General features: G+C 64.6%; 22 protein-coding genes and 3 tRNA genes. 7 read left to right on the plus strand and 18 right to left on the minus strand.

Features of this window, described 5'->3' with window-relative positions; all coding sequences use genetic code 11:
* Positions 1–109: 109 nt before the first annotated feature.
* Positions 110–1,375, plus strand: coding sequence for a D-amino acid dehydrogenase (locus tag OQZ28_RS12805; protein WP_130731425.1), 1,266 nt, complete (start codon positions 110–112; stop codon positions 1,373–1,375).
* 150 nt (positions 1,376–1,525) lie between these two features.
* On the opposite strand, the gene OQZ28_RS12810 is transcribed toward OQZ28_RS12805, so the two are convergent.
* The 3 genes from OQZ28_RS12810 to OQZ28_RS12820 form a co-directional block, all read right to left on the minus strand.
* The gene (locus OQZ28_RS12810; protein ID WP_130731424.1) at positions 1,526–1,795 is read right to left on the minus strand and encodes a hypothetical protein; all 270 of its coding nucleotides are present in this window, start codon (positions 1,793–1,795) and stop codon (positions 1,526–1,528) included.
* Positions 1,796–2,020: 225 nt separating this feature from the next.
* Positions 2,021–3,844 (minus strand): translational GTPase TypA, encoded by a 1,824-nt coding sequence (gene typA, locus OQZ28_RS12815; protein WP_130731423.1) that lies wholly within the window; start codon positions 3,842–3,844, stop codon positions 2,021–2,023.
* 188 nt (positions 3,845–4,032) lie between these two features.
* Entirely contained in the window at positions 4,033–5,043 is a 1,011-nt protein-coding gene (locus OQZ28_RS12820; RefSeq protein WP_130731422.1) for an adenosine kinase, read from the minus strand.
* A gap of 430 nt (positions 5,044–5,473) precedes the next feature.
* Between OQZ28_RS12820 and OQZ28_RS12825 the strand changes: the two genes are divergently transcribed.
* Positions 5,474–5,965: a bactofilin family protein gene (locus tag OQZ28_RS12825; protein ID WP_130731421.1), complete on the plus strand. Its 492-nt coding sequence runs from the start codon at positions 5,474–5,476 to the stop codon at positions 5,963–5,965.
* Positions 5,966–6,074: 109 nt separating this feature from the next.
* Here OQZ28_RS12825 and OQZ28_RS12830 read toward each other — a convergent pair whose 3' ends face one another.
* Together OQZ28_RS12830 and rnd are read right to left on the minus strand one after the other, a co-directional pair.
* Positions 6,075–6,689 (minus strand): GcrA family cell cycle regulator, encoded by a 615-nt coding sequence (locus OQZ28_RS12830; RefSeq protein WP_458136356.1) that lies wholly within the window; start codon positions 6,687–6,689, stop codon positions 6,075–6,077.
* A 142-nt stretch (positions 6,690–6,831) separates the two neighbouring features.
* Positions 6,832–8,019 carry a ribonuclease D gene (gene rnd / locus OQZ28_RS12835; protein ID WP_130731419.1) on the minus strand — a complete coding sequence of 396 codons (1,188 nt, stop codon included), beginning with the start codon at positions 8,017–8,019 and terminating at the stop codon, positions 6,832–6,834.
* Positions 8,020–8,159: 140 nt separating this feature from the next.
* Between rnd and queF the strand changes: the two genes are divergently transcribed.
* Complete coding sequence (gene queF, locus OQZ28_RS12840) at positions 8,160–8,639, plus strand: preQ(1) synthase (RefSeq protein WP_130731418.1); 480 nt, start codon at positions 8,160–8,162, stop codon at positions 8,637–8,639.
* A gap of 190 nt (positions 8,640–8,829) precedes the next feature.
* On the opposite strand, the gene atpC is transcribed toward queF, so the two are convergent.
* The 7 genes from atpC to OQZ28_RS12875 form a co-directional block, all read right to left on the minus strand.
* Entirely contained in the window at positions 8,830–9,255 is a 426-nt protein-coding gene (atpC, locus tag OQZ28_RS12845; protein ID WP_110567990.1) for an ATP synthase F1 subunit epsilon, read from the minus strand.
* 31 nt (positions 9,256–9,286) lie between these two features.
* Entirely contained in the window at positions 9,287–10,762 is a 1,476-nt protein-coding gene (atpD, locus tag OQZ28_RS12850; protein WP_458136357.1) for a F0F1 ATP synthase subunit beta, read from the minus strand.
* A gap of 32 nt (positions 10,763–10,794) precedes the next feature.
* Positions 10,795–11,676 carry a F0F1 ATP synthase subunit gamma gene (locus tag OQZ28_RS12855; RefSeq protein WP_130731416.1) on the minus strand — a complete coding sequence of 294 codons (882 nt, stop codon included), beginning with the start codon at positions 11,674–11,676 and terminating at the stop codon, positions 10,795–10,797.
* Positions 11,677–11,692: 16 nt separating this feature from the next.
* Positions 11,693–13,231 (minus strand): F0F1 ATP synthase subunit alpha, encoded by a 1,539-nt coding sequence (atpA, locus tag OQZ28_RS12860; RefSeq protein WP_061275671.1) that lies wholly within the window; start codon positions 13,229–13,231, stop codon positions 11,693–11,695.
* A complete protein-coding gene (atpH, locus tag OQZ28_RS12865; RefSeq protein ID WP_130731415.1) occupies positions 13,231–13,827 on the minus strand; it encodes an ATP synthase F1 subunit delta in 597 nt (198 codons plus the stop codon). The genes atpA and atpH overlap by 1 nt, the downstream gene beginning before the upstream one ends.
* A gap of 300 nt (positions 13,828–14,127) precedes the next feature.
* On the minus strand, positions 14,128–15,558 hold the full coding sequence (locus OQZ28_RS12870; RefSeq protein WP_458136358.1) for an MFS transporter: 1,431 nt from the start codon (positions 15,556–15,558) through the stop codon (positions 14,128–14,130).
* Between the two features lie 88 nt (positions 15,559–15,646).
* Positions 15,647–15,720, minus strand: a tRNA-Gly gene (locus OQZ28_RS12875).
* 225 nt (positions 15,721–15,945) lie between these two features.
* Between OQZ28_RS12875 and OQZ28_RS12880 the strand changes: the two genes are divergently transcribed.
* From OQZ28_RS12880 to nusG, 3 genes are all read left to right on the plus strand, one after another.
* Positions 15,946–16,022 (plus strand) — tRNA-Trp (locus tag OQZ28_RS12880).
* A 135-nt stretch (positions 16,023–16,157) separates the two neighbouring features.
* Complete coding sequence (gene secE, locus OQZ28_RS12885) at positions 16,158–16,352, plus strand: preprotein translocase subunit SecE (protein WP_007397644.1); 195 nt, start codon at positions 16,158–16,160, stop codon at positions 16,350–16,352.
* A gap of 8 nt (positions 16,353–16,360) precedes the next feature.
* Positions 16,361–16,891: a transcription termination/antitermination protein NusG gene (gene nusG / locus OQZ28_RS12890; protein WP_061275675.1), complete on the plus strand. Its 531-nt coding sequence runs from the start codon at positions 16,361–16,363 to the stop codon at positions 16,889–16,891.
* Between the two features lie 151 nt (positions 16,892–17,042).
* Here nusG and OQZ28_RS12895 read toward each other — a convergent pair whose 3' ends face one another.
* The 3 genes from OQZ28_RS12895 to OQZ28_RS12905 are packed head-to-tail and all read right to left on the minus strand — an operon-like array spanning position 17,043 to position 20,837.
* A complete protein-coding gene (locus OQZ28_RS12895; RefSeq protein WP_458136359.1) occupies positions 17,043–17,693 on the minus strand; it encodes a PqiC family protein in 651 nt (216 codons plus the stop codon).
* 4 nt (positions 17,694–17,697) lie between these two features.
* Positions 17,698–19,362, minus strand: a complete 1,665-nt coding sequence (locus OQZ28_RS12900) for a PqiB family protein (RefSeq protein ID WP_130731412.1) — start codon at positions 19,360–19,362, stop codon at positions 17,698–17,700.
* Positions 19,359–20,837 (minus strand): paraquat-inducible protein A, encoded by a 1,479-nt coding sequence (locus OQZ28_RS12905; RefSeq protein ID WP_458136360.1) that lies wholly within the window; start codon positions 20,835–20,837, stop codon positions 19,359–19,361. The genes OQZ28_RS12900 and OQZ28_RS12905 overlap by 4 nt, the downstream gene beginning before the upstream one ends.
* Before the next feature lie 94 nt (positions 20,838–20,931).
* Here OQZ28_RS12905 and OQZ28_RS12910 point away from each other — a divergent pair.
* Positions 20,932–21,006: transfer RNA gene (locus OQZ28_RS12910), tRNA-Thr, on the plus strand.
* A 187-nt stretch (positions 21,007–21,193) separates the two neighbouring features.
* Here OQZ28_RS12910 and OQZ28_RS12915 read toward each other — a convergent pair.
* The 3 genes from OQZ28_RS12915 to OQZ28_RS12925 form a co-directional block, all read right to left on the minus strand.
* Entirely contained in the window at positions 21,194–22,543 is a 1,350-nt protein-coding gene (locus OQZ28_RS12915; RefSeq protein ID WP_458136361.1) for a GntT/GntP/DsdX family permease, read from the minus strand.
* Between the two features lie 137 nt (positions 22,544–22,680).
* A complete protein-coding gene (locus tag OQZ28_RS12920; RefSeq protein ID WP_458136394.1) occupies positions 22,681–24,117 on the minus strand; it encodes a TolC family protein in 1,437 nt (478 codons plus the stop codon).
* On the minus strand, positions 24,117–25,244 hold the full coding sequence (locus tag OQZ28_RS12925) for an ABC transporter permease (protein ID WP_458136362.1): 1,128 nt from the start codon (positions 25,242–25,244) through the stop codon (positions 24,117–24,119). Before OQZ28_RS12925 ends, OQZ28_RS12920 begins: the two co-directional genes overlap by 1 nt.
* Positions 25,245–25,247 lie beyond the last annotated feature (3 nt).

Consider the following 25,247-nt stretch of genomic DNA (forward strand, 5'->3'; position numbering starts at 1 on the left):
CGGGTGGCGGATTTCAGCCACCCGGTCCTGTCATAACTCAAACGGTTGACCATTGCTTCCGTCTGGCGCATCCCCGATGTGTTGATGACGGAAGAATAAGGGACAGACCGTGAAAGTTATCGTTCTGGGCGCGGGCGTGGTTGGCGTGACGGCGGCATGGTATCTCGCCAAGGAAGGCCACGAGGTCACGGTCATTGACCGCCAGCCCGCCGCCGCGATGGAAACCTCGTTTGCCAATGCGGGCCAGATCTCGCCGGGGTTCTCCTCCCCCTGGGCCGAGCCCGCTCTGCCGCTCAAGGTACTGCGCTGGATGGCCGGGCCGCACGCGCCCATCGTGGTGCGCCCGCGTCTCGACTTCGCCATGATGCGCTGGCTCGAGCAGCTTCTGGCCAACTGCAACGCGCATGACTACGATGTCAACAAGTCCCGCATGCTGCGCATCGCAACCTACAGCCGCGACTGCCTTGATGCCCTGCGCCGCGATACCGGCATCACCTATGATGACGAGCAGCGTGGCCTGATCCAGCTTTTCCGCACGCAAAAGCAGGTCGATGCCGCCGCCCGCGACATGAAGCTACTCGACCTTGCGGGCATTGCCCACGAGTTCCTCAGCCCCGATGACATCGCCCGCCACGAGCCGGGCCTGATGGAAAACCGCCACCTGTTCCAGGGCGGGCTGCGCCTCCCCGGCGATGAATCGGGCGACTGCCACATGTTCACCGCACGCCTGGCCCAGAAGGCGGAAGAGGAGCTTGGCGTCACCTTCCATTACGAGACCAATATCGAGGCCCTCGATGCCTCGGCCACCGACATTCTTGGCGTGCGCACCTCCATGGGCCGCATGACGGCGGATGCCTATGTGGTGTCGATGGGCAGCTATTCCCCGCTGCTGCTGCGCCCGCTGGGCATCAGGCTGCCGGTTTACCCCACCAAGGGCTATTCGCTGACGCTGCCGGTCACCGATCCCGCCCGCGCACCGGTTTCCACCGTCAATGACGCGACCCACAAGGTCTCGATCACGCGGCTGGGTGAGCGGATCCGCATTGGCGGCACGGCGGAACTGACGGGCTACAACCTGCGCCTGAGCCGCGACCGGCGCGAACTGCTCGAGCTTTCGTTCAGCGAACTGTTTGGCGCGGGTGGCGACCTGTCGCAGGGCGCTTACTGGACCGGACTGCGCCCGAGCACGCCTGATGGCACGCCGGTCATTGGGCCTGCGGGGCGCTTTGCCAATCTGTGGCTCAATACCGGCCACGGCACGCTGGGCTGGACCATGGCCTGCGGCTCGGGCCGCGTGCTGGCCGACCGCATGAGCAACAAGCGCACCGAGATCCCCTGTCTCGACCTGTCGATCGACCGCTACGCCACGGCCTGAAGCCGGGCTGCCCTTCCAGGCAGGGCGCCGCCTTTGTGCAACAAGGCGGCGCCCCCGGATTTTGCGCAAAAAAAAGCCCGGCATGAGCCGGGCTTTTTTCGTGCAGCCGTAACCGGCCCCACGGGGGAACCGGTTACGGGCGTGCGGGAATTACTGGGCGGCCGGGGCAGCAGCAGCCGGAGCCGCCGCGTCCTTCTTGGCACCATGATGGTGCGTGCCATTGTGATGGCGGCCACCGTGATGCTTCTTCTTCGCACCAGCTTCAGCCGGAGCCGCGCCGTCGGCTGCGTCAGGCACGTGCTGCGGCGCGGAAACGGCCGGGGTGGTCGGCTCGGCGGTCTGCGCCATGACAGGTGCTGCAACGCCCATGACGGCAACAGCGGACAGGGCAGCCAGGAAACGACGGGTGGAAACGATCATATAAAAATACTCCAGGACTCAGGACTGTATGTCCCAATACGCCAATGGGCTGACGAATCGTGCCAGCCGGTCTGGCTTCCCTGCTCTAACATGAAGCAGGAAAGCCGTCCTGAATTAAAATTCTTAAATTTATAGATATGTTCTCACTTCTGCCGCAAGGTGACCGCAATCTCAAGAACTGAAACGTAACTAAAGATTGCAGCCACCCTCGCGCGAGAGCAGAAATCAGTCAACCGAGCCCGAACGCTCGCGCTTCTTGCGCTCGTGCGGGTCGAGGTAGCGCTTGCGGATGCGCACGGCGGACGGCGTCACCTCGACAAGTTCGTCATCCTCGATATAGGCGATCGCCTGCTCGAGGTTCATCTTGCGCGGCGGGATCAGCAGCAGGGCCTCGTCCTTGCCGGCGGCACGGATGTTGGTCAGCTTCTTTTCACGCACCGGGTTCACTTCAAGGTCATTCTCGCGCGAATGCTCGCCGATGATCATGCCCACGTAAACCTTCTCGCCCGCATCGACGAACAGCGTGCCACGGTCCTGCAGCGAGAATAGCGAATACTGCGTGGTCGCCCCGTCTTCCGACGAGATGAGCGAACCGTTGCGACGGCCTGCAATCGGCCCGACATAGGGCTGATAGCCGTGGAACAGGCGGTTCATGATGCCCGAGCCGCGCGTGTCGGTCAGGAATTCGCCATGATAGCCGATCAGCCCGCGCGAGGGGATGAGGAAGCTCAGGCGCACCTTGCCACCGCCCGAAGGCTGCATGTCCTGCATGATGCCCTTGCGCAGCGCCATCTTCTCGACCACGACGCCGGAATACGGCTCGTCCACGTCGATCAGGACTTCCTCGAACGGCTCTTCGCGCTCGCCGGTTTCCTCATTGGTGCGGAACAGCACGCGGGGGCGGCCGATGGTCAGCTCGAAGCCTTCGCGGCGCATCTGCTCGATCAGCACGCCCAGCTGGAGTTCGCCACGGCCCGCGACCTCGAAGGCCTCGCTCTCGGGGCTCTCGGACACGCGGATGGCGATGTTGCCTTCCGTTTCCTTGAACAGGCGGTCACGGATCTGGCGCGAGGTGACCTTCTTGCCTTCGCGGCCGCCCAGCGGGCCATCGTTGAGGCGGAAGGTCATGGACAGCGTCGGCGGATCAACCGGGGTGGAGGGCAGCGGCTCCTTGACTTCAAGGGCTGCGATCGTCTCGGGAATCGTCGCTTCCGACAGGCCGGCCACGGCCACGATGTCGCCTGCTTCCACTTCTTCCACCGGCACGCGGTCAAGGCCACGGAAGGAGAGCAGCTTGGTCAGGCGACCGGTCTCGACCACCGAGCCATCGGGGCGCAGCACATGCACGGGCATGTTCATCTTCGCCACACCCTGCTCGACGCGGCCGGTCAGCACGCGGCCAAGGAAGTTGTCGTTCTCCAAGATGGTGGCGACCATCGCGAACGGCGCGTCCTTGTTGACCTTCGGCGCCGGCACGTGGCTCAGGATCAGGTCGAACATGGGCGAGAGGTCCTTGCGCGGACCATCGATCTCGGTATCGGCCCAGCCCTGGCGGCCCGAGGCGTAGAGCATGGGGAAGTCGAGCTGCTCGTCATTGGCGCCAAGGGCCGCGAACAGGTCGAAGATCTCGTTATGCACTTCATCGGGGCGGGCATCGCCACGGTCGATCTTGTTCACGACCACGATCGGCTTCAGGCCGCGCGCAAGCGCCTTGCCCACCACGAACTTGGTCTGGGGCAGAGCGCCTTCAGCGGAATCGACGAGCACGATAGCGCCATCGACCATGCTCAGGATACGCTCGACCTCGCCGCCAAAATCGGCATGGCCCGGGGTGTCGATGATGTTGATGCGGGTATCTTTCCACACCACCGACGTGCACTTGGCAAGAATGGTGATGCCACGCTCGCGCTCGAGGTCGTTGCTGTCCATGGCGCGTTCGGCAACGTGCTGGTTGTCACGGAAGGAACCGGACTGTTTGAGAAGCTGGTCGACCAGTGTGGTCTTGCCATGATCGACGTGCGCGATAATGGCGATATTGCGGATATCCATAAGTGCTCTTGACCTGACTTTCCTTGGCGTTACGCCATACGGGTGCGCGGCGGCACATGCGGGCGACACCCGTGCGTGCGGCGGCGGAATGATTGGCTGCTGGCTGCGTAGATAAAGCGGACTGGCGCGGATTGCACGCGAAACTTCGCGCACAACCCTGTCAAACGCCCGGCCTCCTGCCCTTCAGGTCAGAAATCCATGTCCTGGCGCATGTTCATGAGCGGGCGCGCGCCGTAATGCGAAATCACTTCCGAGGCGGCGACACTGCCCAGCCGTCCGCATTCGGCAAGCGTGCGGTCCGATGTCCAGCCGGCAAGGAAGCCCGCGGCATAGGCGTCGCCCGCGCCGGTGGTGTCGATCACCTGCGTGCGCACGCTGTCGATGACGATGCGCTGCTGGTCCTGGATGATGACGCTGCCCTTCTCCGACCGGGTCAGCACGGCAAAATGCGTATCGGCTGCGACAAGGCGGGCAGCATGGTCGAAATCGGCGGTCTGGTACAGCGCGCAGATCTCGTCCTCATTGGCGAACAGGATGTCGATATGCCCGCGCACGAGGTCAAGGAACGCCGCGCGGTGGCGGTCGACACAGAATTTGTCGGACAGTGAGAGCGCCACCTTGCGGCCTGCCTCATGGGCAATGCGGGCAGCGGTGCGAAAGGCTTCCTGTGCCGCTGGCGGGTCGAACAGGTAGCCTTCCATGTAGGTGACCTTGGCGGACTGGACCACGTCGGCCAGCACGTCTTCGGGGCCGAAATTCACGCACGCACCCAGATAGGTGTTCATGGTGCGCTGGCCATCGGGCGTGACCAGGATGATGCAGCGCGCGGTGGGGTGGGCCGTGCCCGCATCGCCCTGCAGCGGCGATGAGGGGAAATACACGCCCGCCGCCTGCATGTCGGTCGCGAAGGCCTGGCCCGGCACGTCATCGGCCACCTTGCCCAGATAGGCCACGCGCGCGCCCATGTTGGAGGCGACAACGCAGGTATTGGCCGCCGAGCCGCCGCCCATTTCCTTCTCGCGCCTGATCTGGCCGTACAGCGCCTCGGCGCGGGCGGCGTCGATCAGCATCATGCCGCCCGGCGTCATGCCGTTGCGCTCCGGGAAGGCAGCTTCCACCGGTGCCAGCACATCGACGATCGCATTGCCGATGCCCAGCAGGTCAAACCGGCATTCTGCCGCCTGTCCCGAATTTTCCATATCCTGTGTCACTCCCATCGCTGATCAGGCCCAATATGCAGGCAAGGCGCAGGTGCGCCACGAAATAACCCATTTTTTCAGGCCAAAGTCGCCCTTCGCTATCATTGGCGGGTAAATGGCGCAATGCATGAAGTTTTTTATGCCTCTTCCGGCTCCTTAACGCCCTTGTCGACAGGTTTGGGGGGCGTATAACCGGGTATAGGGGGCTGCGGCCTGCAACCAGCCCGAGAAGCGTTCTTTTTCGTTCTGGGGCGTTCGTGCGCTCCGATGCAGCATCTAACCAAGCGGGGTAATATTGTTTAAACGACGCAAGCCAGCAGACACCAAGCCACCCGCCCCCACTCCGTCCCCCGCGCAGCAGCCGGGCCGCCCGGTCATGGGCGGTGGCACTTCTCCTTCTTCTCCCTCTGCCAGCAAGGAAAATACATCCATGGCCCGTCCGCCCTTCCCGCCCACGCCTTCCCCCTCATCCGCGCCGGGTGGCGCACGCCCCGGTGCACCGGGCGCTGCAGCACCCGTCAAAAAGGAAAATGAGCGCCGCACCCTGGTGGTCGGGCGTGGCATCAGCGTGCAGGGCACCATCCAGGATGCCGAGCGCCTGGTGGTGGAAGGCACGGTCGAATCCTCGCTGATCAATGCATCCGAGCTGCAGATCGCACAGGGCGGCGTGTTCAAGGGTGAAGTCGAGGTTGAGGACGCGGAACTCGCGGGCACCATCGATGGCACGCTGACCGTGCGCGGCAGCCTGACCATCCGCTCCACCGGCCGCCTGCTCGGCAAGGCCAAGTGCCGCCGCCTGAAGGTGGAAGATGGCGGCCAGGTCACCGGCCAGCTGGAAATGATCACGACCCCCGCCGCCCCGCAGGCAGCACCTGCCCCGGCAGCCCAGCCTGCGGCCCCGCGCCCGGCTAGCGCGGGCTGAGGCACGCTTCCGCCCGGGCCCGCCGGGCGGATACAAAAAACGCCAGTGGCAGCAATGCCCTGGCGTTTTTTTTGCACTGACCTGCGTAGCGGCCCTCTCCCGTCAGGGATCAGGCCACGTTATCGCGCCGGTCGCTGCGCAGCTTTACATAGGCAAGCTGCGCGTGTTCGGCACAGTACGGCTTGCCCGGCAGCGGCGTTGCCCCACAGAAGTGAAAGCCCGGCGTGCCCGGGTCGCCAAGCGGCCAGCAGCAGGACTGGCTGCTGCGGCGGCGTGGCTCGCTTACGGGGCGCAGCGCGGAACGGGCGGCACGGGCCGGCGCGCGGGCCGGACGGGCGGCGGGTGCTTCGGGCGCCGGTTCGGCTACGGGAGCCGGGGCAGCGACTTTCGGCTCGGGGGCCGCGACAGTCGCCTTTACCGGCGCGGGGGCCTTTTCAGGCGCGGGCGCTGCGGCCACCACGGGCGCGGGCGCCGCTTCCTTTTTGGGAGCCACGGCGGCTGGCGGCGCAACCGGGGCGGCCTGGGTGGCGGCATCGGCAGGCGGCGTGGCCTTGGCGGCACGACGGATGGGCGATGGGCGGGGCTTGAGGCCAAGGCGATGCGCCTTGCCTACAACGGCATTCTTGGTAACAGATAACTGGCGGCCGATTTCGGCGGTCGATAATCCCTGCTGCCACAGATCACGCAGCCGCGCGATCGTCTCCTCTGTCCATTCCATCGCCATCGTTCTGCACTCCTTACGCGGAATGGAGCGAAACTAGGCGCATCTGCCATCTATCTCAACCGCAGAATGACAGAATCTTGTGGACAGTTCTGCCCATAACCTGTTTGCAACCCATGTAAAACCGCATGAACCCCCTACGAGCTCAGTCGTGGATCAGTTTAACCTTGCCATCCTCGACCCCCATGGTCAGCCTGCCTGCCTTGAGTTCACGCGCAAGCTTGCCAAACACCGTATTGCGCCAGCCGTGGAAAGCGGGGATATCCGCCGCGTCATCAAGCGCGAAACGGTCAAGATCCTCTGACGACGCCACAAGTTTCGGGGCCACGCGATGGGCCTCGCAGCAGGTGGCGAGCAGCACCTTGAGCAGGGCGATCAGCGCGGCCGAGGGACGCGGCGCATCCTTGCCCCGCCCCTTGGGCAGGCGCGGCAGGTCGGCTTCCGGCACGGCCTGCGCTTCGGTCACCGCCTCGAGCAGGGATTGCCCGCTGCGCCCCTCGGCAAACCCGCGCGACACGCCGCGCACGCGGGCCAGCGCATCGACCGTATCGGGCGCCGTGGCCGCGATTTCCATCAGGCTTTCATCCTTGAGCAGGCGCTGGCGCGGCACGTTGACGCGCTGGGCCTCGCCCTCGCGCCAGGCCGCGACGGCCCGCAGGATGCCCAGCATGCGCCGGTTATTGGTGCGCGGGCGCATCTTCTCCCACAAAGTCAGCGGGTCGGGGCGGAAGGTGGCGGGATTGTTCAGGATGTCCAGCTCGGCTGCGACCCAGTCCAGCCGGCCCTCGCGCTCGAGCTGGGCCAGCAGCTTGCCGTAAACCAGCCGCAGATAGGTCACGTCAGCCGCCGCATAGCCGATCTGGGCAGGCGAAAGCGGGCGCGCCGACCAGTCGGAAAAGCGATGCGACTTGTCGATCTGCACGCCAAGCAGCGACGAGACGAGATTGTCATACCCCACCTGGTCGCCATAGCCTGCCACCATGGCCGCCACCTGCGTGTCGAACAGGGCGGCGGGCAGGCGGTCGAACAGGTGCAGGAAGATTTCGAGATCCTGCCTTGCTGCGTGAAAGACCTTCACCACAGATGCATCATCAAGCAGTTCGCCAAGGCTGGACAGGTCAATGCCGGGGGCGATCGTGTCGATCACCACCACCTCGTTCTCGCCCGCCAGCTGCACAAGGCACAGCTCCGGCCAGTACGTGCGCTCGCGCACGAATTCCGTGTCAATTGTTACAAACGGCTCCTGGCGCAGTCGCGCGGTTACAGCCTCAAGCGCCGCCGTGGTGGTAACCAGCACAGGAGCGGGAAATTCGGGTCGGGATACACGTGCCATTCCGTGCAGTTATCATGCCAGCACCGGGTTGCGGAAGCGGGGAAAACCGCATGTCCCCTCCCCGCATTTCCATTGACGCCCCCCAACGCCTTGCGGCATCAGCCCCCTATCCCTTTTTTTCATTGCGGACGGACCCGCCCATGACCTCCAATCCTACTCAAGATGATGGCAGCCAGTTCCTGACGCAGCTCGGCCAGAACAGCGCCCAGCCCGCAAGCCCCGAGGAAGCGCGGCTTGAACGCGTGCCCGCCCCCGACCGCGGGCGGCGCTACGTGGTGCGTTTTACGGCACCCGAATTCACCTCGCTGTGCCCGGTCACGGGGCAGCCCGATTTCGCCCATATCGTGATCGACTACATTCCTGATGAGTGGATCGTGGAGAGCAAGTCACTCAAGCTGTTCCTGACCAGTTTCCGCAACCACGGCGCCTTCCATGAGCGGTGCTCGATGCAGATCGCCACAACGCTCGTCGATCTGCTCAAGCCGGTGTGGCTGCGCATCGGGGCCTACTGGTACCCGCGCGGCGGCATGCCCATTGATGTGTTCTGGCAGACCGGCACGCCGCCGGAAGGCGTGTGGATCCCGGCACAGGACGTGCCCGGCTACCGCGGGCGCGGCTAAATATCTGTTTTATAAAAATAAAAGTTTTGGATGCCGCCTTTTTTCAAAAAGGCGGCATTCTTTTCGAAGCTTTTTGAAAAAAGCTTCACCAAAAACTTCTATCCATAAAAAAAGCGCCCCGTAAGGGCGCTTTTCATGTCCGGCTATACATCCGCCCCCAATGCAGGAAGCGGATGCAGGCTGGCTAGTATCAGAGCGACATGCCCGGAATGGCAGACTGCGCCGCCTCGATCTCGGCCCGGGCCGACTGCATCTTGCCCATGAGGATATCAAGCGCGGGCACGTTCATCTTGTCCGCTTCCTCATAGGATTTTTCCAGACCCGCCAGGCGGGCTTCCGCATCGTCGACCGACAGGTCTTCGAGCTTGGTGGCCCGGTCGGCAAGGATGGTGCAGTGGCTTGGCGCGATATCGGCAAAGCCGCCCGCCACGAAGAAGCGATGCGTCACCACATCGCCCTCATAGATATCAACCACGCCACCGCGCAGCGTCAGCATGAGCGGGGCATGATCGGGCATGGCCGCGATGTCGCCTTCCGCCCCCGGCATGACAGCCATATCAGCGTCATGCGCGAACAGGACTTTCTCCGGGCTGACAATCTTGACCTTAATGGACATGGTCTATTTTCCTTGCGTCAGGGGCCGGGGTTCAGGCCGATTCCTTCATTTTCTCGGCCTTGGCCACCGCTTCCTCGATCGCACCGACCATGTAGAAAGCCCCTTCGGGAAGGTGATCGTATTCACCCGCCACGATCGCCTTGAACGAACGCACCGTGTCTTCCAGCGAGACCAGCTTGCCGGGCGCACCCGTGAACACTTCGGCCACGTGGAACGGCTGGGACAGGAAGCGCTGGATGCGACGAGCGCGGGCCACGACCAGCTTGTCGTCTTCCGACAGTTCATCCATGCCGAGAATAGCGATGATGTCCTGCAGGGACTTGTAGGTCTGCAAGATGCGCTGCACGTCACGCGCCACCTGGTAGTGCTCGTCACCCACGATCTTGGGATCAAGCGAACGCGAGGTGGAGTCCAGCGGATCAACGGCCGGGTAGATGCCCATTTCCGCGATGGAGCGGTTCAGCACCGTGGTCGCGTCAAGATGGGCGAAGGTCGCGGCAGGCGCCGGATCGGTCAGGTCATCGGCCGGCACGTAAACGGCCTGCACCGAGGTGATCGAACCCTTCTTGGTGGAGGTGATGCGCTCCTGCAGGGCACCCATTTCCGTTGCCAGCGTGGGCTGGTAACCCACGGCGGAGGGAATGCGGCCCAGCAGCGCGGACACTTCGGCACCAGCCTGCGTGAAGCGGAAGATGTTGTCCACGAAGAACAGCACGTCCTGGCCTTCAACGTCGCGGAAGTATTCCGCAACCGTAACACCGGACAGCGCCACGCGGGCACGGGCCCCCGGCGGCTCGTTCATCTGGCCATAGACCAGCGCCACCTTGGAGCCTTCGGTCGAGTCGCCATCGAGCTTGATGACGTTCGCGTCCTGCATTTCGTAATACAGGTCGTTACCTTCACGGGTACGTTCACCCACACCGGCAAAGACCGACACGCCGCCATGCGCCTTGGCGATGTTGTTGATCAGTTCCTGGATGATGACGGTCTTGCCCACGCCTGCGCCACCGAACAGGCCGACCTTGCCGCCCTTGAGGTAGGGGCAGAGCAGATCGACAACCTTGATGCCCGTGGGCAGGATCTCGGTGGCGGCGGCCTGCTCGTCAAAGGCAGGGGCGGCGCGATGGATGGGCGCACGCCCTTCGCACTTCACCGGGCCACGGTCGTCGATCGGCTCGCCGATGACGTTGAGGATACGGCCAAGCGTGCCCGGACCGACCGGCACGGTGATCTGGCTGCCGGTGGCGGCCACTTCCGCGCCGCGGGTCAGGCCATCGGTGGTGTCCATGGCAATGCAGCGGACTTCATGTTCGCCGATTTCCTGCGCCACTTCGAGCACCAGGGTCTGGCCATTGAGCTGAACGTGCAGCGCTTCGAGGATATGCGGCAGCGTACCCTCGAACTGGACGTCAACAACGGCGCCGCGGACCTGGGTCACGCGACCGACGACATTGCTTGTGGGCGCCTGCGTGGAGACAGGAGCCTCTTGAGTTGTGGTTTCCGACATGGGACAGCTCCTGTGAGCGTGACGATCGATCCTCAGACAGCCTGGGCGCCCGAGATGATCTCGATGAGTTCATTGGTGATGTTGGTCTGGCGCGTACGGTTGTACTTGAGCGTCAGACGATCGATGGCCTTGCCAGCGTTACGCGTCGCGTTATCCATGGCCGTCATCCGCGCGCCGTTCTCGCCCGCCGCCGTTTCCAGCATCGTGGCATAGATCTGCACCTGCAGGTTGCGCGGCAGGAGGCTCGACAGCAGCGTGCCCTCATCGGGCTCGAATTCATAAGCCGCGACCTGTGCACCGTCCGCATTGTCGTTGTCCGGCAGGGCGAGCGGAATCAGCTGCATTTCCGTCGGCGTCTGGGTCATGACGTTGCGGAACTGGTTGTACACCAGCGTGCAGACGTCAAACTCGCCCTTTTCGAGCAGGGATGAGATCTGCTCACCGAGCTCAGCCGCGGCGGAGAACGGAATCTCCTTGCCCGCCGCCAGATGGCGGTGGTCGATGATCAGGTCCGAAAAATCACGCGACAGGAAGTCGTATGTCTTGCGGCCCACCGGCAGGATCTTGACGGTCTTGCCCTCGGCCTGGAGCTTGAGCACCAGGTTGCGGGTCGTGCGGTTGATGTTGGAGTTGAATGCACCGGCCAGACCACGGTCGCTGGACATGGGCACCAGCAGGTGCACCTTGTCCTGCCCCGTTCCGGTCAGCAGCGCGGGCTGTCCGCCTTCGCCCGCCACGCTGCGGGCCACTTCGGCCAGCATGCGGCGCATTGCATCGGCATAGGGCCGGGCGGCGGCTGCGCGGGTTTCAGCCCGACGCAGCTTGGCCGCTGCCACCATCTTCATTGCGCTGGTGATCTTTCGCGTCGACTTGACGCTACCGATCCGTGCGCGCAGGTCCTTCAGGGAAGCCATGGTTGCCCGATCTTCCTCAGTTGGCGAACTGACGGCCGAATGTCGTCAGGAAATCGTTCAGGCGGCTTTCGATGTCCTTCGTCAGCTGGCGCTGGGTCCGGATCGATTCCAGGATATCCTTGCCCGATGTGCGAACATCGTCGAGCAGGCGCTTCTCGTAGCTGGTCACTTCGGCCACCGGCACGGCATCGATATAGCCACGCGTGCCTGCGTAAAGCACCACAACCTGCTCCTCGACCGACAGCGGCGAGGTTTCGGGCTGCTTGAGCAGCTCGACAAGGCGTGCGCCACGGGCCAGCTGCTTCTGGGTCGCGGGATCGAGGTCGGAGGCGAACTGCGAGAACGCCGCCATTTCACGATACTGCGCCAGCTCGAGCTTGATCTTGCCCGCAACCTGCTTCATCGCCTTGATCTGGGCGGCCGAACCCACGCGGGACACGGAACCACCCACGTTCACGGCGGGGCGGATGCCACGGTAGAACAGGTCGGTTTCAAGGAAGACCTGGCCATCGGTGATGGAGATCACGTTGGTCGGGATATAGGCGGACACGTCACCGGCCTGCGTCTCGATCACCGGCAGGGCAGTCAGCGAGCCCGCGCCGAACTTGTCGGACATCTTGGCCGCACGCTCGAGCAGGCGCGAATGCAGGTAGAACACGTCACCGGGGTAAGCTTCGCGGCCCGGCGGGCGGCGCAGCAGCAGCGACATCTGGCGGTAGGCAACGGCCTGCTTGGACAGGTCATCATACACGATCAGGGCATGCATGCCGTTATCGCGGAAGTATTCGCCCATGGAGCAGGCGGCATACGGCGCCAGGTACTGCATCGGCGCCGGGTCGGACGCGGTGGCGGCCACGACGATGGAATATTCCATCGCGCCGGTCTCCTCCAGCGTGCGCACCAGCTGCGCCACGGTCGAGCGCTTCTGCCCGATGGCGACATAGATGCAGTAGAGCGACTTGCTCTCGTCACCCAGCGCGTTGACGCTCTTCTGGTTGACGATGGTGTCGATCAGGATGGCGGTCTTGCCGGTCTGGCGGTCACCGATGATCAGCTCGCGCTGGCCACGCCCGATGGGCACGAGCGCGTCGATCGCCTTGATGCCGGTCTGCATCGGCTCGCTGACGGACTGGCGCGGCATGATGCCGGGCGCCTTGATTTCCGCGCGCTTACTGATGACTTCACCCACGAGCGGACCCTTGCCGTCGATCGGGTTGCCGAGGCCATCGACCACGCGGCCGAGCAGCGCCTTGCCGGTGGGCACTTCAACCACCTTGCCGGTGCGGGCGACGGTGTCGCCTTCACGCATTGCGCTGTCATCACCGAAGATGACAACACCGACATTGTCATTCTCGAGGTTGAGCGCCATGCCCTTCTGGCCGCTGGCGGGGAAGTCCAGCATTTCGCCGGCTTCAACATTCTGCAGGCCGTAGACACGGGCAATGCCGTCGCCAACCGACAGGATGGTCCCTGTCTCGGCAACGTCAGCGGCCTTGTCGAACGTAGCGATCTGCTGCTTGAGGATATCCGAAATCTCGGAGGGGCGGATTTCCATCACGCGGCTCCCTTCATGGCATGGTGCAGGCGGGTAAGGCGGGATCTGAGACTGGTGTCATACAGGCGGGCGCCTACGCGCACGACCAGACCGCCCAGCAGGGCCGCGTCAACACGCTCCTGGATATTGACTTTGGAATAGCCGGCCTCGGCAAGGCGGCTGCGAAGCTGGACACGCTGCAGGTCGGTCAGGGGGTGGGCGGATACGACATCCGCCACCACTTCCCCGCGCCGGGCCGCAGCGATAGCCGCCAGCGCGGCAAGAATCTCACGCAGGCGCGGAAGGCGGCGGTTATGCGCCACCACGCCAACAAAATCACGCATGAGGGGGCTGAACCCCTCGGCGGCCAGCACGGCATCGACAGCGCGCGCGCTGTCGCGCAGGTCGAGCGTGCGGTCCGCAAGGGCGGTGCGCAGGTCGGCGCTGCCGTCAATCAGGCTGGCAAGGGCCGTGGCCTGCTCCAGAACAGGATCAAGCTGCTGGCGTTCAGCCGCAAGCTCATAGAGCGCCGTCGCGTAACGACCGGGAAGGCCATTGGCAATGGAGGCGATCGGTATTGAGGTCGTTCCACCCGAATCCACTGTCCGCTTTTCCAATCCAGAATCTTGATTCAAACACAAGCCGCCTGCCCGGAAACCGAGGCCCCGTGCGCTGCTGGCGCGGCTCTAGCACGCAGCGTAGACACACGCAACAGACAGGCGGCCCGCTGGCGCCGCGCCGCGCCACACTACCGCCTGTTTTCGCGCATATGGGCACGCTCGTGCCAGAGGATGGCGGGATCATACATGCCGCGCGTCGTTTCGGAAACAGGAAAGCGCCGGTTTTGTCGCTTCCCGGCGCGACGGGCTGTCGGGAATGGCCGTCAAGGTATGCATATTATGCATATCAATAATGCATCATGCCGAATCAAGCAGCGCCGCGACCGCCTGGGCGCTCCGCCGCGCGCGGAGTCCGGTCGAAACCAGCCCCAGCGTCGCGATGCAGCCCGCCCCCACCACCATGCTCCACCACACCGCATGGGTGGCCTGGGGGAAGGCGCTCCATTCCACCACCCCGCCCCGCACGCTTGACGCACTCATGGCGCCCCCAAGCGCTATGCCAAGCAGCGCACCCACCTGCCGGCTTGTCGAGGCAATGGCCGCCGCCACCCCCGCCTGCGCCCGCGGCATGCCGGAAATGGCCGCATTGGTAATGGGCGCGTTGCACAGGCCAAACCCGCACCCGCACAGACCGTAGGAGGCGAGCAGCAGGCCGAGCGGGCTCGATGCGTCCAGCCCTGTCAGCAACAGCGCGCCCGCACCGAACCCGATGGCGGAAAGCAGCAGCGGCAGCCGCGCGCCATACCGCCCCGTCAGCCGCCCCGAAAGCGGGGCACACAGCATGGAGCCCGCCGCAAACGGCAGCGTGCACAGCCCGGCATGCAGCGCGTCAAGCCCGCGCACATCCTGCAGGTAAAGCGTGTTGAGGAACAGGAAGGCGCTGAACATGGCAAAGGCCAGCACGGCGATGATGATCGCCCCCGAGAACGGCCATGCGCCAAAAAAGCGCAGGTCGATCAGGGGTGTTGCGGCCCGGCGCTCGACAATGACAAACCCCGCGACCGACAGCGCCCCGAAGCCGAGGAAGCCGGAAATGGCGGGCGACGACCAGCCGTAATTATGCGCCTCGATCAGCCCCGAGGTGATCATGGCCAGCGCCACGATGGCCAGCAGCTGCCCCGGCGCGTCAATGCCGCGCCCGCGCCCGCCGCGGGATTCGGGCACGAAGCGCAGCGTCAGCGCGATGGCGAGCAGCCCGATCGGCACATTGACCCAGAACACCGCCTGCCAGCCCACCCAGTGCACCAGCACGCCGCCCACAACCGGCCCCAGCGCCAGCGCGACACCCGATGTAGCGCCCCATGTGCCAATGGCCTGCGCGCGCGCCCGTGGCTCGACATACACGCTTGTCAGGATCGACAGCGCCACCGGGTTGAGCATCGAGCCGCCGATCCCCTGCACCGCGCGGGCGAACACCAGCATCTCCACGCTGCGCGCCAGCCCGCACAGGGCCGAGCCCGCGCAGAACAGGGCAATGCCGACAAGGAACATCCGCCGCCGCCCGAACCGGTCGGCCAGCGTGCCCACCAGCAGCATGAGGCTGGCCACCATGAGGGTGTAGGCATCCACCACCCATTGCAGGGTGGAAAAGCCGCCATGCATCTGCGCGCGGATGGAGGGCAGCACGACATTGACCACCGTAACATCCATCATGACCAGCAGCAGGCTCAGGCAGCATGTGGCCAGCACCACGCGCGGATGGAGGGTAGGAGAGCCGGTCGATGCCATTGAGATCACCCCTGCCCCACCATGCCGTCCGGGCGGCGCGCGCCCGAATCCGGTCAGGGCCGAAACGGATTTTATTGTATGGGGACCATGGAGCGGGCGAAGGGAATCGAACCCTCCTCAGAAGCTTGGAAGGCTACTGCATTACCACTATGCTACGCCCGCCCATAAGGTTGGCCCATCCATACCGTTTCCGCCCTTTGTCGCGCAAGCCCATAAACCGGGGCGAAGGGCCAAACGCACCAAACTTGTATTTTTATGGGCGCACCCTCTTGACTTTCGGCTCGGTTCATACTTTTTTCCGCTTCCTGTGCCGGGTTCGCATGGACGACCCGAAACGGCGCGGCAGATGCCACGCCATGCGTTTCGGGCCTTCGCAGGCGGCTTTGCAGGGGTGTAGCTCAATTGGCTAGAGCGCCGGTCTCCAAAACCGGAGGTTGCGGGTTCGAGACCCTCCACCCCTGCCATTCTTTCCGGTCGGGCATTCCCCTTCCGGCCTGGCACCCGATGGGTCGGGCCACAATGGTCCGCACCGGTTCTTTGGCCCCGCACCGGCTGGTTCATCCGGTTGGTGCGCCGTGGCGTTGCAGGAAGGGTATTTCGTGTCGGTCAGTCCCGCGAAATTTGTTGAAGACGTTCGGGCCGAGGCCAGGAAAGTCACGTGGCCCACACGACGCGCCACCCTGATGACAACGGGTGCGGTGCTGGCCATGGCCGGTCTTGCATCGGTTTTCTTTTTCCTCGTCGACGAGGTGATCGGCCTTGCCGTACGGAAACTCTTCGGACTGGGAGGCTGAGTTCAGCCATGGCCAAGCGGTGGTATGTGATCCACGTCTATTCGGGCTTCGAGAAGAAGATTGCCCAGCACATCACGGAACAGGCCGCCCAGAAGGGGCTGGCCGACCATTTCGGTGAGATCCTCGTCCCTTCGGAAGAAGTGACGGAAGTGCGTCGTGGCCAGAAGGTCAATGCCGAGCGCAAGTTCTTCCCCGGTTACGTGCTGGTCAACATGGAACTGACCGATGAGGCATGGCACCTGGTCAAGGACACGCCCAAGGTCACCGGTTTCCTTGGCAGCAAGACCCGCCCCACGCCCATCCCCAAGGCTGAAGCCGAACGGGCCATGAAGCAGGCGCAGGAAGGTGTCGAGCGGGTCCGCCCCTCCGTTACCTTCGAGATTGGCGAGCAGATCCGCGTGGCCGATGGCCCCTTCACCTCGTTCAACGGCACGATCGAGGAAGTGGACGAGGAGCGCGGCCGCCTGAAGGTGAGCGTTTCCATCTTCGGCCGCTCCACCCCGGTCGATCTGGAATACAGCCAGGTGGAGAAGGTCTGAGCCTTCTCTCCCCGCTGAACTGAAAAGCGCCTTCGGGCGCTTTTTTTATGCCCGGAATATTTTGCAGGCCTTCAGAAGTTCTTAGTGAAGCTTTTTTCAAAAAGCTTAGAAAGAACGCCGCCTTTTGAAAAAAGGCGGCGCCCAAAAACTTTTATTGTTTATGCAGGGCAGGCTGCGGCGCGGGCGGCAGGGCCTGCAGCCGCGCGCTCGCCATATCCGCCACCTGTCCGGTCAACTGGCTGAGCGAGGCCACCATGGCCCGCATGCCGCTGCCTGCGGGCGTGGCCGTCAGCGCCAGTGGCACCGACAGGGCATGCTCGGGGTCACCCGCCCGGTGCACCGACAGGCTGCCCGCCAGATGCACGATGCCCGTGGCATCACGCGCGAAACGGGTAATCTCGACCTCGACAAACCCCTGCGCGGGCACGCTCGTGGCATCGTTCTGGGCAAAGACGCTCACGCCGGGCAGGCGCTGCTGCAGATCAGTAGCCAGCACATGGCCGAGCATGGGGGCAAGCGGCTCGCTCCAGGCCGCGCCACTGCTTGGCGTCACACTGTAGTCATCCTGCACGCCCACAATGTTCTGCCGGTCAAGCGAGGGCGTAACACCGGGCGTGCGCACCTCGATCACCGCAGGCACGCCTGTACCGACACTGCCCGGCTGCGCCGCGGGCACGGGGGCCAGCGAGTACAGCGTGGGGTCAGCTGACCCGCAGCCGCCAAGTGCCAGCAGCGATGCAACCGCCATGCCTGCGGCCACGGGCCGCATGGACTGTATGAAATGCCAGAAGGGGCGTTGCATGCTCTTATCGTCCCGTAATCAGTGCCGAGGGGTGGTGGGTCAGGAAGTCGGACAGGAAGCGCAGCGAGCGCGCGGCATCGTTAAGCTGCAGCATCATCTGCTGCAGGTTGCGCTGGAAGTCGGTATCGCCGCCATAGCTCGACAGCACCGAGTTGGCGCTCTTGAGCGTCTTGTCCATGCCGGTCAGCAGTTGCGGCATTTCGGTGCGGGCATCATGCGATATGACCTGCAGGTTCTGCAACGAACTGCGCAGCGCGGTCAGTGCCTGCTTGGTGTCGGGGCTGTTGATGCGGGCATCGGCATGGGCCAGCAGGCTGTTCAGGTTCTCGCCCATCTGGGTCAGCGGCATCGCGGCGATCTTGTCGCTCACCACCGAGAGCGAATCCATGATGCCCGACATGCCGCCCGCCTGGCCGGGCAGCACCATGGCATCACCTTCCATCTCGACCTGCGCGGGTGTTGCATTCTTCACGAAGGTCAGCCCGATTTCGGATTCGCCGGTCAGCATGCTGGTGCTCTGCACCGACGCCCGCAGGCCGGATGCCACCTGCGCGCGCAACAGCCCGGCCAGCGCATCGGGTGGTACCTGCCGGTTATCGAGCACGCGCTCGGGCTGGAGTTCCATGGCCACGCGCACATGCGCCCTGCCCGTCGCAGGGTCGACCTGGAGTTTCACGTCGTCAATCATGCCGACCTGGATGCCGAACATGGTCAGGCGCCCGCCCTTGGTCAGCCCCGTGACCGAACTGGTCAGGTACGTGACCAGCGGAATGCGCTCGCGGTAGCCGGCACTATTGGCGTCTTCCGCGCTGTCATAAAGCTGGAAGGCGGTTTCCGGCCCGGCCGTGGGGGGCAGGGTGTTCTTCTCGTTGCGTTCATCGGGCGGATCAAACGCCACCCCACCCGAGAGCAGCGCCTGGAGCGACTGGAGCTTGACCTTGAGCCCGCCCGCCCCAAGGCCAACCTGCACGCCCGATACGTTCCAGAAGCGCGTGGTGGTGCGCAGGTAGCTGTCATAGGGGGCCTGCACGAAAATCTGCACCTTGATCGGCCCACGTCCTTCGGGCGGCATGGTGTAGCCGAGCACCTCGCCCACCACCACGTCACGGAAGAAGATGGGCGCGCCCTGCCCGAGCGAGCCGAGCGACTGCGTGATGAGCGTATAGGTATGGCCCGGCTGGTCGGAGCGCACGCCCGGCGGTGATTCGAGGCCGGTAAAATGCGTGGCGTAATGCCCCCCGGCCTCGCCTGCATCCATGGCGATGTAGGCGCCGGACATGACCGTTTCCAGCCCCGTAATGCTTGCGCCGTTGATGCGCGGCCGCACGACCCAGAAGCGGGCGTGGTCGGTCAGCATGCGGCCTGCCGCCGCCGTCATGCGTACGCGCACCTCGACATGGTGCAGGTCATCGCTCAGCCGGATGGAATCGACCGTGCCGAGCGAGACCGCCTTGTTCTTGACCTCGGTCTGGCCGCTGGTCAGGCCATCGGCGGTGTCGAAGCTGATGACAATCAGCGGCCCGCGCCCGGTCAGCCCGCGCCAGCCCAGATAGCCCGCGATGATGATGGCCACGATCGGCACCAGCCACACGACCGAGAAACGGTACCGCCGCGTCTGGGCCTGCGGCACGCCGGTGTTGAAACTGCCGGGAGGAAAATCGTCATTCACGCCAGATCTGGCTCCATGCTGGCCGGGCGTGTTTCCGCCGGCGAAAGGGAAGAGGCCTGGCCATCGTGGTCAACCGCCGCCACCACGCCGGGTGGCAGGCCATCGGTGACCGGGCCGTTGCGCCCCGCCGCATCCCACATGATGCGCGGGTCGAAGCTCCAGGCGGCCAGCAGTGTCAGGATCACGACGGCGGCAAACGCCACCATGCCGGCATTGGCCGTGACGCTGGCCATGAAATTGAACCGCACCACCGCCACCAGGATCGAGATCATGAACACGTCGATCATCGACCACCGGCCCACCATGTCAACCAGCCGGAACAGCCGCGTACGCGCCACGAGGTGCCCCCGCGCGCCGCGCCATGTCTGGATGATCATCCAGCACAGGCTCGCGATCTTGAGCATGGGCACGGTGATGGAGGCAAAGAACACCAGCAGCGCCAGCGGGATCATGCCATCGGCCCACAGTTCGAGCGCGCCCTCGATGATGGTGTGCCCGCCGCCACCGCCCATGCGCGTAAACGTCATGACCGGATAGAGATTGGCCGGGATATAGAACACGACCGCCGCAATGAGGAAGGCGGTGGTACGGGTGAGGGTCTGTGGCAGGCGACGCCAGACCTTATGCTCGCAGCGCGGGCACACCCCCACGCAGCGCAGGTTCGAGACCGGGTGCGCCAGTTCCCCCACCAGCCCGCATGAGCTGCACGCCACCAGATGATCGACCGGCGGCATGCCGATATCATCCACATGCACGTAATCAACTGCCACCCTGCCGCCGCCTTCGGCGCGGGTCAGCGAGTCAATGCGGCGATGCTGCCAGATCATTTCGGTATCGAGCGTCGAATCGGTGGCCGCCATGGTCAGCATCAGCGCGCCGATCAGGTACACCGCAGGCCCCACATCCACATGCGCCATGTCGGTCAGCTTGGTATAGGCCACGAAGATGCCGAGGATATAGACCTCGACCATCGACCACGGCCGCAGCTTGTCATACCACACCAGAATGCGCGGCCCCCAGTCAGGCAGGAGCGGGCGGGAGGCGGCATACAGGATGGCGAACATGAACCCGATCGCCACCGCCGGGGCCAGCACGGTCACCGCGCCCACCAGAATCCCGGCTTCCCCCCAGCCTTCATGCATGAGTTCCATCGGCCCGGTCAGCAGGTCCACGGTGCGCTGCCTGCCATACACGTCCAGCGTCATGAGCGATGAGGCGAGGGCCGCGAGGTAGAACGCCGCCGAGCTGATGCAGAAGGCCAGCGGCGTTGCCAGGGGCGCCGTGCGCCGCCTGCGCGCGAGCTTCTGCCCGCAGCGCGTGCACAGGGCCTGCTGGCCGGGCGCGAGTTCGGGCAGGCGCTGGTACAGCCCGCAGCCGGGACATTCCGACAGGCCGCCAATAATGCGGATATGGGGCACGGGCCCGAGACCCGCATCGTCACAGCGCATCTGCCGGGAGGAAAATGACATGCTCATCTGCCCCCACCATATAGACCAAATTAAAATGGGGAATGCCGCATTTGATATATTGCATCATGCCAGCCCATCGTTTATCAGACGCCACAGGTCTGCCGACATAGCTCAGGGGTAGAGCAACTGATTCGTAATCAGTAGGCCCTCGGTTCAATTCCGAGTGTCGGCACCACCTTCCCCCTTGAAATCATTGATTTTCTTAATGTTACCCTAATCAGCAAAAGGCATATATGCCCTTGCGGGATAACAACAGGGTAACAGTTCGGGCTCTTCCTGCCCTTCCGTTCACTGCCTGCGACCCGATGCAGGCGGCCTGACAGGACGGCTGGCAACAGGCCGCCACCGGACACGCCCGTTTTCTAAAGCCCGCACGCCTGCAGCAGCACGCACATCACAAGCCCCACCACGCCAATCAGCGTTTCCAGCACGGACCATGTGCGCAGGGTCTGCGGCACGGTCAGCCCCAGTGCATCGCGCACCTGCCAGAAGCCGGAATCGTTCATGGGGCCAAACATCACCGCCCCTGCCCCGGTGGCCAGCACCACAAGCTCGGGCGAGACCGCGCTGCCATGGGCCATGATGGGCGCCACGATGCCTGCCGTGGTGCTCATGGCCACCGTGGCCGAGCCCACGGCCACCCGCATGCCCGCAGCCAGCCCCCAGGCCAGCACCAGCAGCGGCACGTGCATGTCGACCGCAGCACGGGCAATGGCGTCGGATATGCCGCTATCCATCAGTTCCGCGCCAAAGCCGCCACCGGCCCCGATCATGAGCAGCAGCCCCGCCAGCGGGCCAAGGCATTCATTGGAGCACGCCAGCACCTTCTCCCGCGTCATGCCGCGCCGCAGCCCCAGCGTCCAGAATGACAGGAGTGCGGCCAGCGCCAGCCCCACATTCGGGTCGCCCGCAAAACGCAGCACCTGCACCCATGCACCCGCCTGCGGCCCCATGAAGCGCGTGGCAGACCCCGCCAGCATCAGCACCATGGGGGCGAGAATGGTGAACAGGGTAATGCCAAAACCCGGCAGGCTGGCAGGATCGCGCGGCGTATTGCCACCATGCGCGCTTGCGGCGGCGGCACCGGCATCAGCCGGCAGGCGTGGCACGATGAAGCGGGTATAGAGCGGGCCTGCAATGATGGCGGCAGGCAGGCTGACCACGGCACCCATCCAGATCAGGCGGCCGATATCGGCATGGTAGGCGGCCAGCGCGAACATGGTGCCGGGATGGGGCGGCATGTAGCCCTGCACCACCGAAAGAGCGGCTGTAACCGGCAGGGCCACGTGCAGGATGGGCATTTTTGTCTGCCGCGCGATGGAAAAGGCCAGCGGCACCAGCACCACGAAGCCCACCGTAAAGAACACCGACAGCCCGACCAGCAGCCCGATCACCATCATGGCCCAGTCCAGCCGCCTTGGCCCGGCCAGCGCCACCACGGTCATGGCAATGCGATCCGCCCCGCCCGAGACCTCCAGCATCTTGCCCAGCATGGTGCCCAGCGCAATGACCGAGGCGATCTGGCCCAGCACCTGACCCGCCCCCTTCTCGAACGTGCTCACCACATGGCCTGCGGGCATGCCGGCGGCAAAGCCGAGCAGCATGGAGGCAATGAAGAGTGCAAGGAACGGATTGAGCTTGCACCGCTCAATGAGGAAAACGACAACACATATGGCCACAACAGCCAGCAGCAGGGCCATTCCGACCGACATCCGATGCCTCTCCTTCCCCGCCCGCTACCTAAAACCAGAGCAATTCCACTGAACCCTGGCTTAGTGGAATTGCTCTAACTCATTGTTTATCGAGCCTCTTCACCAGTTCGAATGTGTCCATTCAAACCGGATCTGCCCTAGTGTGAAACCGGCGTCGCCTCCTGCCAGCCCCCGCCCAGCACGCGGGCCAGCTGAATGGTGGCCTGCGTGCGGGCGTCCTGATTGGACAGCACCGCCGCCTGCGCATCAAGTGCCTGCATGCGGGCCTGAAGCACGTCGCCAAGCGTGCGCTGCCCCCCGGCATACAGACCGGCCAGGTCATGCGCAACCTGGCCTGCCTGCGCCTGCGCGCGGGTCAGTTCCACATCGCGGGCATCGAGGCCAAGGCGGTTTTCATACCCGTCCTCCACCTCCGCCAGCGCATGCAGCAGGCTTTTGTCATAACCCGCCACCGCTGCATCGAGCCGGGCGCTGGCGGCATGAATGCGCGCCTGCACGCGGTTGGCGGTGAATATGGGCAGGTAGGTGGTCAGCGCAATCAGGCCGCCAGTGCCCGACAGCCCGGGAATGCCATCAAAATGCAGCCGCCCGTCGCCGCCAAAGAATTCCAGCCCGAAGCGGGGCAGCAGGTCGGTCTTGGCGCTCTTGAGCCGGTTGAGCGCCGCATCCACCTGATCGCGCCGGGCGCGCACGTCGGGCCTGCGCTCGAGCACGGTGTCAGGCATCTGGCCCACGGGGGCGGGCGGCACGAAATAGGCCGGGGGGGCGGCAGGCGTGGGCAGCCCCTCCGGCGCCTGGCCGGACAGCACGGCAAGCCTGCGGTGCAGGAGGTCGAGCCGGGCCAGGAGAACAGGCCTGCGCGCCTTCATTTCAGACAGTTTCTGGTCAATCAGCCGCACATCCGCCGCCGTGGCCTGCCCCGATGCAAAACGCGCCTGCCCGTACGCCCGCAACTGCCCCAGGGTGGCAATGCCCCGGTCGGTCAGGGCAATCTGGCGCTGCACGCCCTGGGCGCGCAGGTAACTGTCGGCGGCATCGGCGGCGATGACCATCTGCACGCCGTGGAAGTATTCTTCCTCCGCCTTCACGCCATCCTTCGCCGCCTTCGCATCGGCATGGCGGCCGCCAAACAGGTCCGGCTCCCATGAGGCGGTAATGCCTGCAAGGTGACCATCCGTGCTGCGGTTGGAGTCAGGCAGGCCATCGGCATCGCGCCAGTCAACGTCGCCACCCATCATGCTGCCGGTAGCCCCCACGGTGGGGTAAAGTGCCGAGCGCACCACCGTATGCATCGCCCGCGCCTCAAGCACGCGGTCGCGCGCGATGCGCATGTCCGGGCTTGCGGCCAGCGCGGTCTCGACCGCCTGCTTCAGCCCCGGGTCATGCCACGCCTCCCACCAGCGCGTAAGATCGGTGGGGGCCTGCGTGCCCGCCATGCCCGCCTGCGTGAACTGCCCCGGCACCGTTACGTGGGAGGCAGGCGCATGCGTGCGGAAGGGCGAGCACCCCGCCACAAGCCCCACGGCCACCGCAATGCTTCCCATGCGGGCGGCCCGCGCCAATCTGTTCCTCATCATTCCTGCCTTGCCAACATGGATCTGAAGCGCATGAGCGCGAATACAAGAAATACAATGCCCGTCACCGTCACGGTCAGCAGCGGCAGCGCGATCGCCTCCAGCCCCGCATCACGGTACAGAATGGCCTGCGACAGGTTGACGAACTGCGTGGTGGGCAGGAAGCGCACCACCACCTGCATCACCTGCGGCATGCTTTCCACCGGCGTTGCCGCACCCGACAGCAGGTAGGCCACCGCATAGACCGGCACCACCAGCAGCCCGAACTGCGGCATGGTGGGCGCCACCGTGGCCAGCATGATGCCCAGCGCCGTGGCCGAGAACAGGTACAGCAGCGAGCATGCCGCAAACAGCGCCACCGACCCCGCAATCGGCACGCCCAGCCACACATGCACCACCAGCCACAGCGAGAGGATGGCGCCGACAAAGATGACCAGCCCGTTGGTCACGATCTTGGCCACCGCGATCTCGCTCGCACTCACGGGCATGACCAGCAGGTGCTCGAGCGTGCCGTGCTCGCGCTCGCGGATAACCGCCGCCCCCACCAGCACGATGGACAGGATGGTGATGTTGGTCACGATCTGCATGACCGAGGTGAACCACTTCGATTCACTGTTGGGGTTGAAGCGGATGCGGCTCTGCACGGCAAAGGGCACCTGATCAATGGGCGATGGCACATGCAGCATGTCACCCACCTCCCCCATCAGGATCTCGTTGAGGTATTCCGTGCCCAGCCCGGCCTGCGTCATGGCGGTGGCATCCACGCGCAGCTGCACGGCAGGCACGCGCCCCGCCAGCACGTCAGCCTGGAAATTGGGGGGAATGTCGACCACGAAGATGTAGTCCCCCCTGTCCATGCCCGCGAGTGCCTCGGCACGGTCCACCATCACGGGTGGCTTGAAGTAGGGTGGCTGGACCGCATCGCGCATGCGGCGCGACAGGGGGGAATTGTCCTCGTCGATGAAGGCGATGGTGGCGTTCGATACCTCCACCTTCACCCCGTTGGCCACCAGCAGCACACCCGCGGTAAAGGCGAACACGATCAGCCCGAGCAGCACCCGGTCATGCACCAGGCTGCGCAGCTCCTTGCCGCACAGCAGGCCAACATTGAGCAGCCAGCGCATCATCCG

It is taken from the genome of Komagataeibacter sp. NFXK3 (assembly GCF_054182245.1).

What these genes read in the sequence shown, in the direction of transcription:
- OQZ28_RS12825 (WP_130731421.1), top strand. Translation starts at nt 5,474, where the DNA reads ATGGCCCGTCCGCCCTTCCCGCCCACGCCTTCCCCCTCATCCGCGCCG.
- nusG (WP_061275675.1), top strand. Translation starts at nt 16,361, where the DNA reads ATGGCCAAGCGGTGGTATGTGATCCACGTCTATTCGGGCTTCGAGAAG.
- OQZ28_RS12855 (WP_130731416.1), bottom strand. Translation starts at nt 11,676, where the DNA reads ATGGCTTCCCTGAAGGACCTGCGCGCACGGATCGGTAGCGTCAAGTCG.
- OQZ28_RS12905 (WP_458136360.1), bottom strand. Translation starts at nt 20,837, where the DNA reads ATGAGCATGTCATTTTCCTCCCGGCAGATGCGCTGTGACGATGCGGGT.
- OQZ28_RS12820 (WP_130731422.1), bottom strand. Translation starts at nt 5,043, where the DNA reads ATGGAAAATTCGGGACAGGCGGCAGAATGCCGGTTTGACCTGCTGGGC.
- OQZ28_RS12810 (WP_130731424.1), bottom strand. Translation starts at nt 1,795, where the DNA reads ATGATCGTTTCCACCCGTCGTTTCCTGGCTGCCCTGTCCGCTGTTGCC.
- OQZ28_RS12870 (WP_458136358.1), bottom strand. Translation starts at nt 15,558, where the DNA reads ATGGCATCGACCGGCTCTCCTACCCTCCATCCGCGCGTGGTGCTGGCC.
- OQZ28_RS12925 (WP_458136362.1), bottom strand. Translation starts at nt 25,244, where the DNA reads ATGATGCGCTGGCTGCTCAATGTTGGCCTGCTGTGCGGCAAGGAGCTG.
- OQZ28_RS12915 (WP_458136361.1), bottom strand. Translation starts at nt 22,543, where the DNA reads ATGTCGGTCGGAATGGCCCTGCTGCTGGCTGTTGTGGCCATATGTGTT.
- atpD (WP_458136357.1), bottom strand. Translation starts at nt 10,762, where the DNA reads ATGTCGGAAACCACAACTCAAGAGGCTCCTGTCTCCACGCAGGCGCCC.
- typA (WP_130731423.1), bottom strand. Translation starts at nt 3,844, where the DNA reads ATGGATATCCGCAATATCGCCATTATCGCGCACGTCGATCATGGCAAG.
- queF (WP_130731418.1), top strand. Translation starts at nt 8,160, where the DNA reads ATGACCTCCAATCCTACTCAAGATGATGGCAGCCAGTTCCTGACGCAG.
- OQZ28_RS12895 (WP_458136359.1), bottom strand. Translation starts at nt 17,693, where the DNA reads ATGCAACGCCCCTTCTGGCATTTCATACAGTCCATGCGGCCCGTGGCC.
- rnd (WP_130731419.1), bottom strand. Translation starts at nt 8,019, where the DNA reads ATGGCACGTGTATCCCGACCCGAATTTCCCGCTCCTGTGCTGGTTACC.
- OQZ28_RS12920 (WP_458136394.1), bottom strand. Translation starts at nt 24,117, where the DNA reads ATGAGGAACAGATTGGCGCGGGCCGCCCGCATGGGAAGCATTGCGGTG.
- atpC (WP_110567990.1), bottom strand. Translation starts at nt 9,255, where the DNA reads ATGTCCATTAAGGTCAAGATTGTCAGCCCGGAGAAAGTCCTGTTCGCG.
- OQZ28_RS12830 (WP_458136356.1), bottom strand. Translation starts at nt 6,689, where the DNA reads ATGGCGATGGAATGGACAGAGGAGACGATCGCGCGGCTGCGTGATCTG.
- atpA (WP_061275671.1), bottom strand. Translation starts at nt 13,231, where the DNA reads ATGGAAATCCGCCCCTCCGAGATTTCGGATATCCTCAAGCAGCAGATC.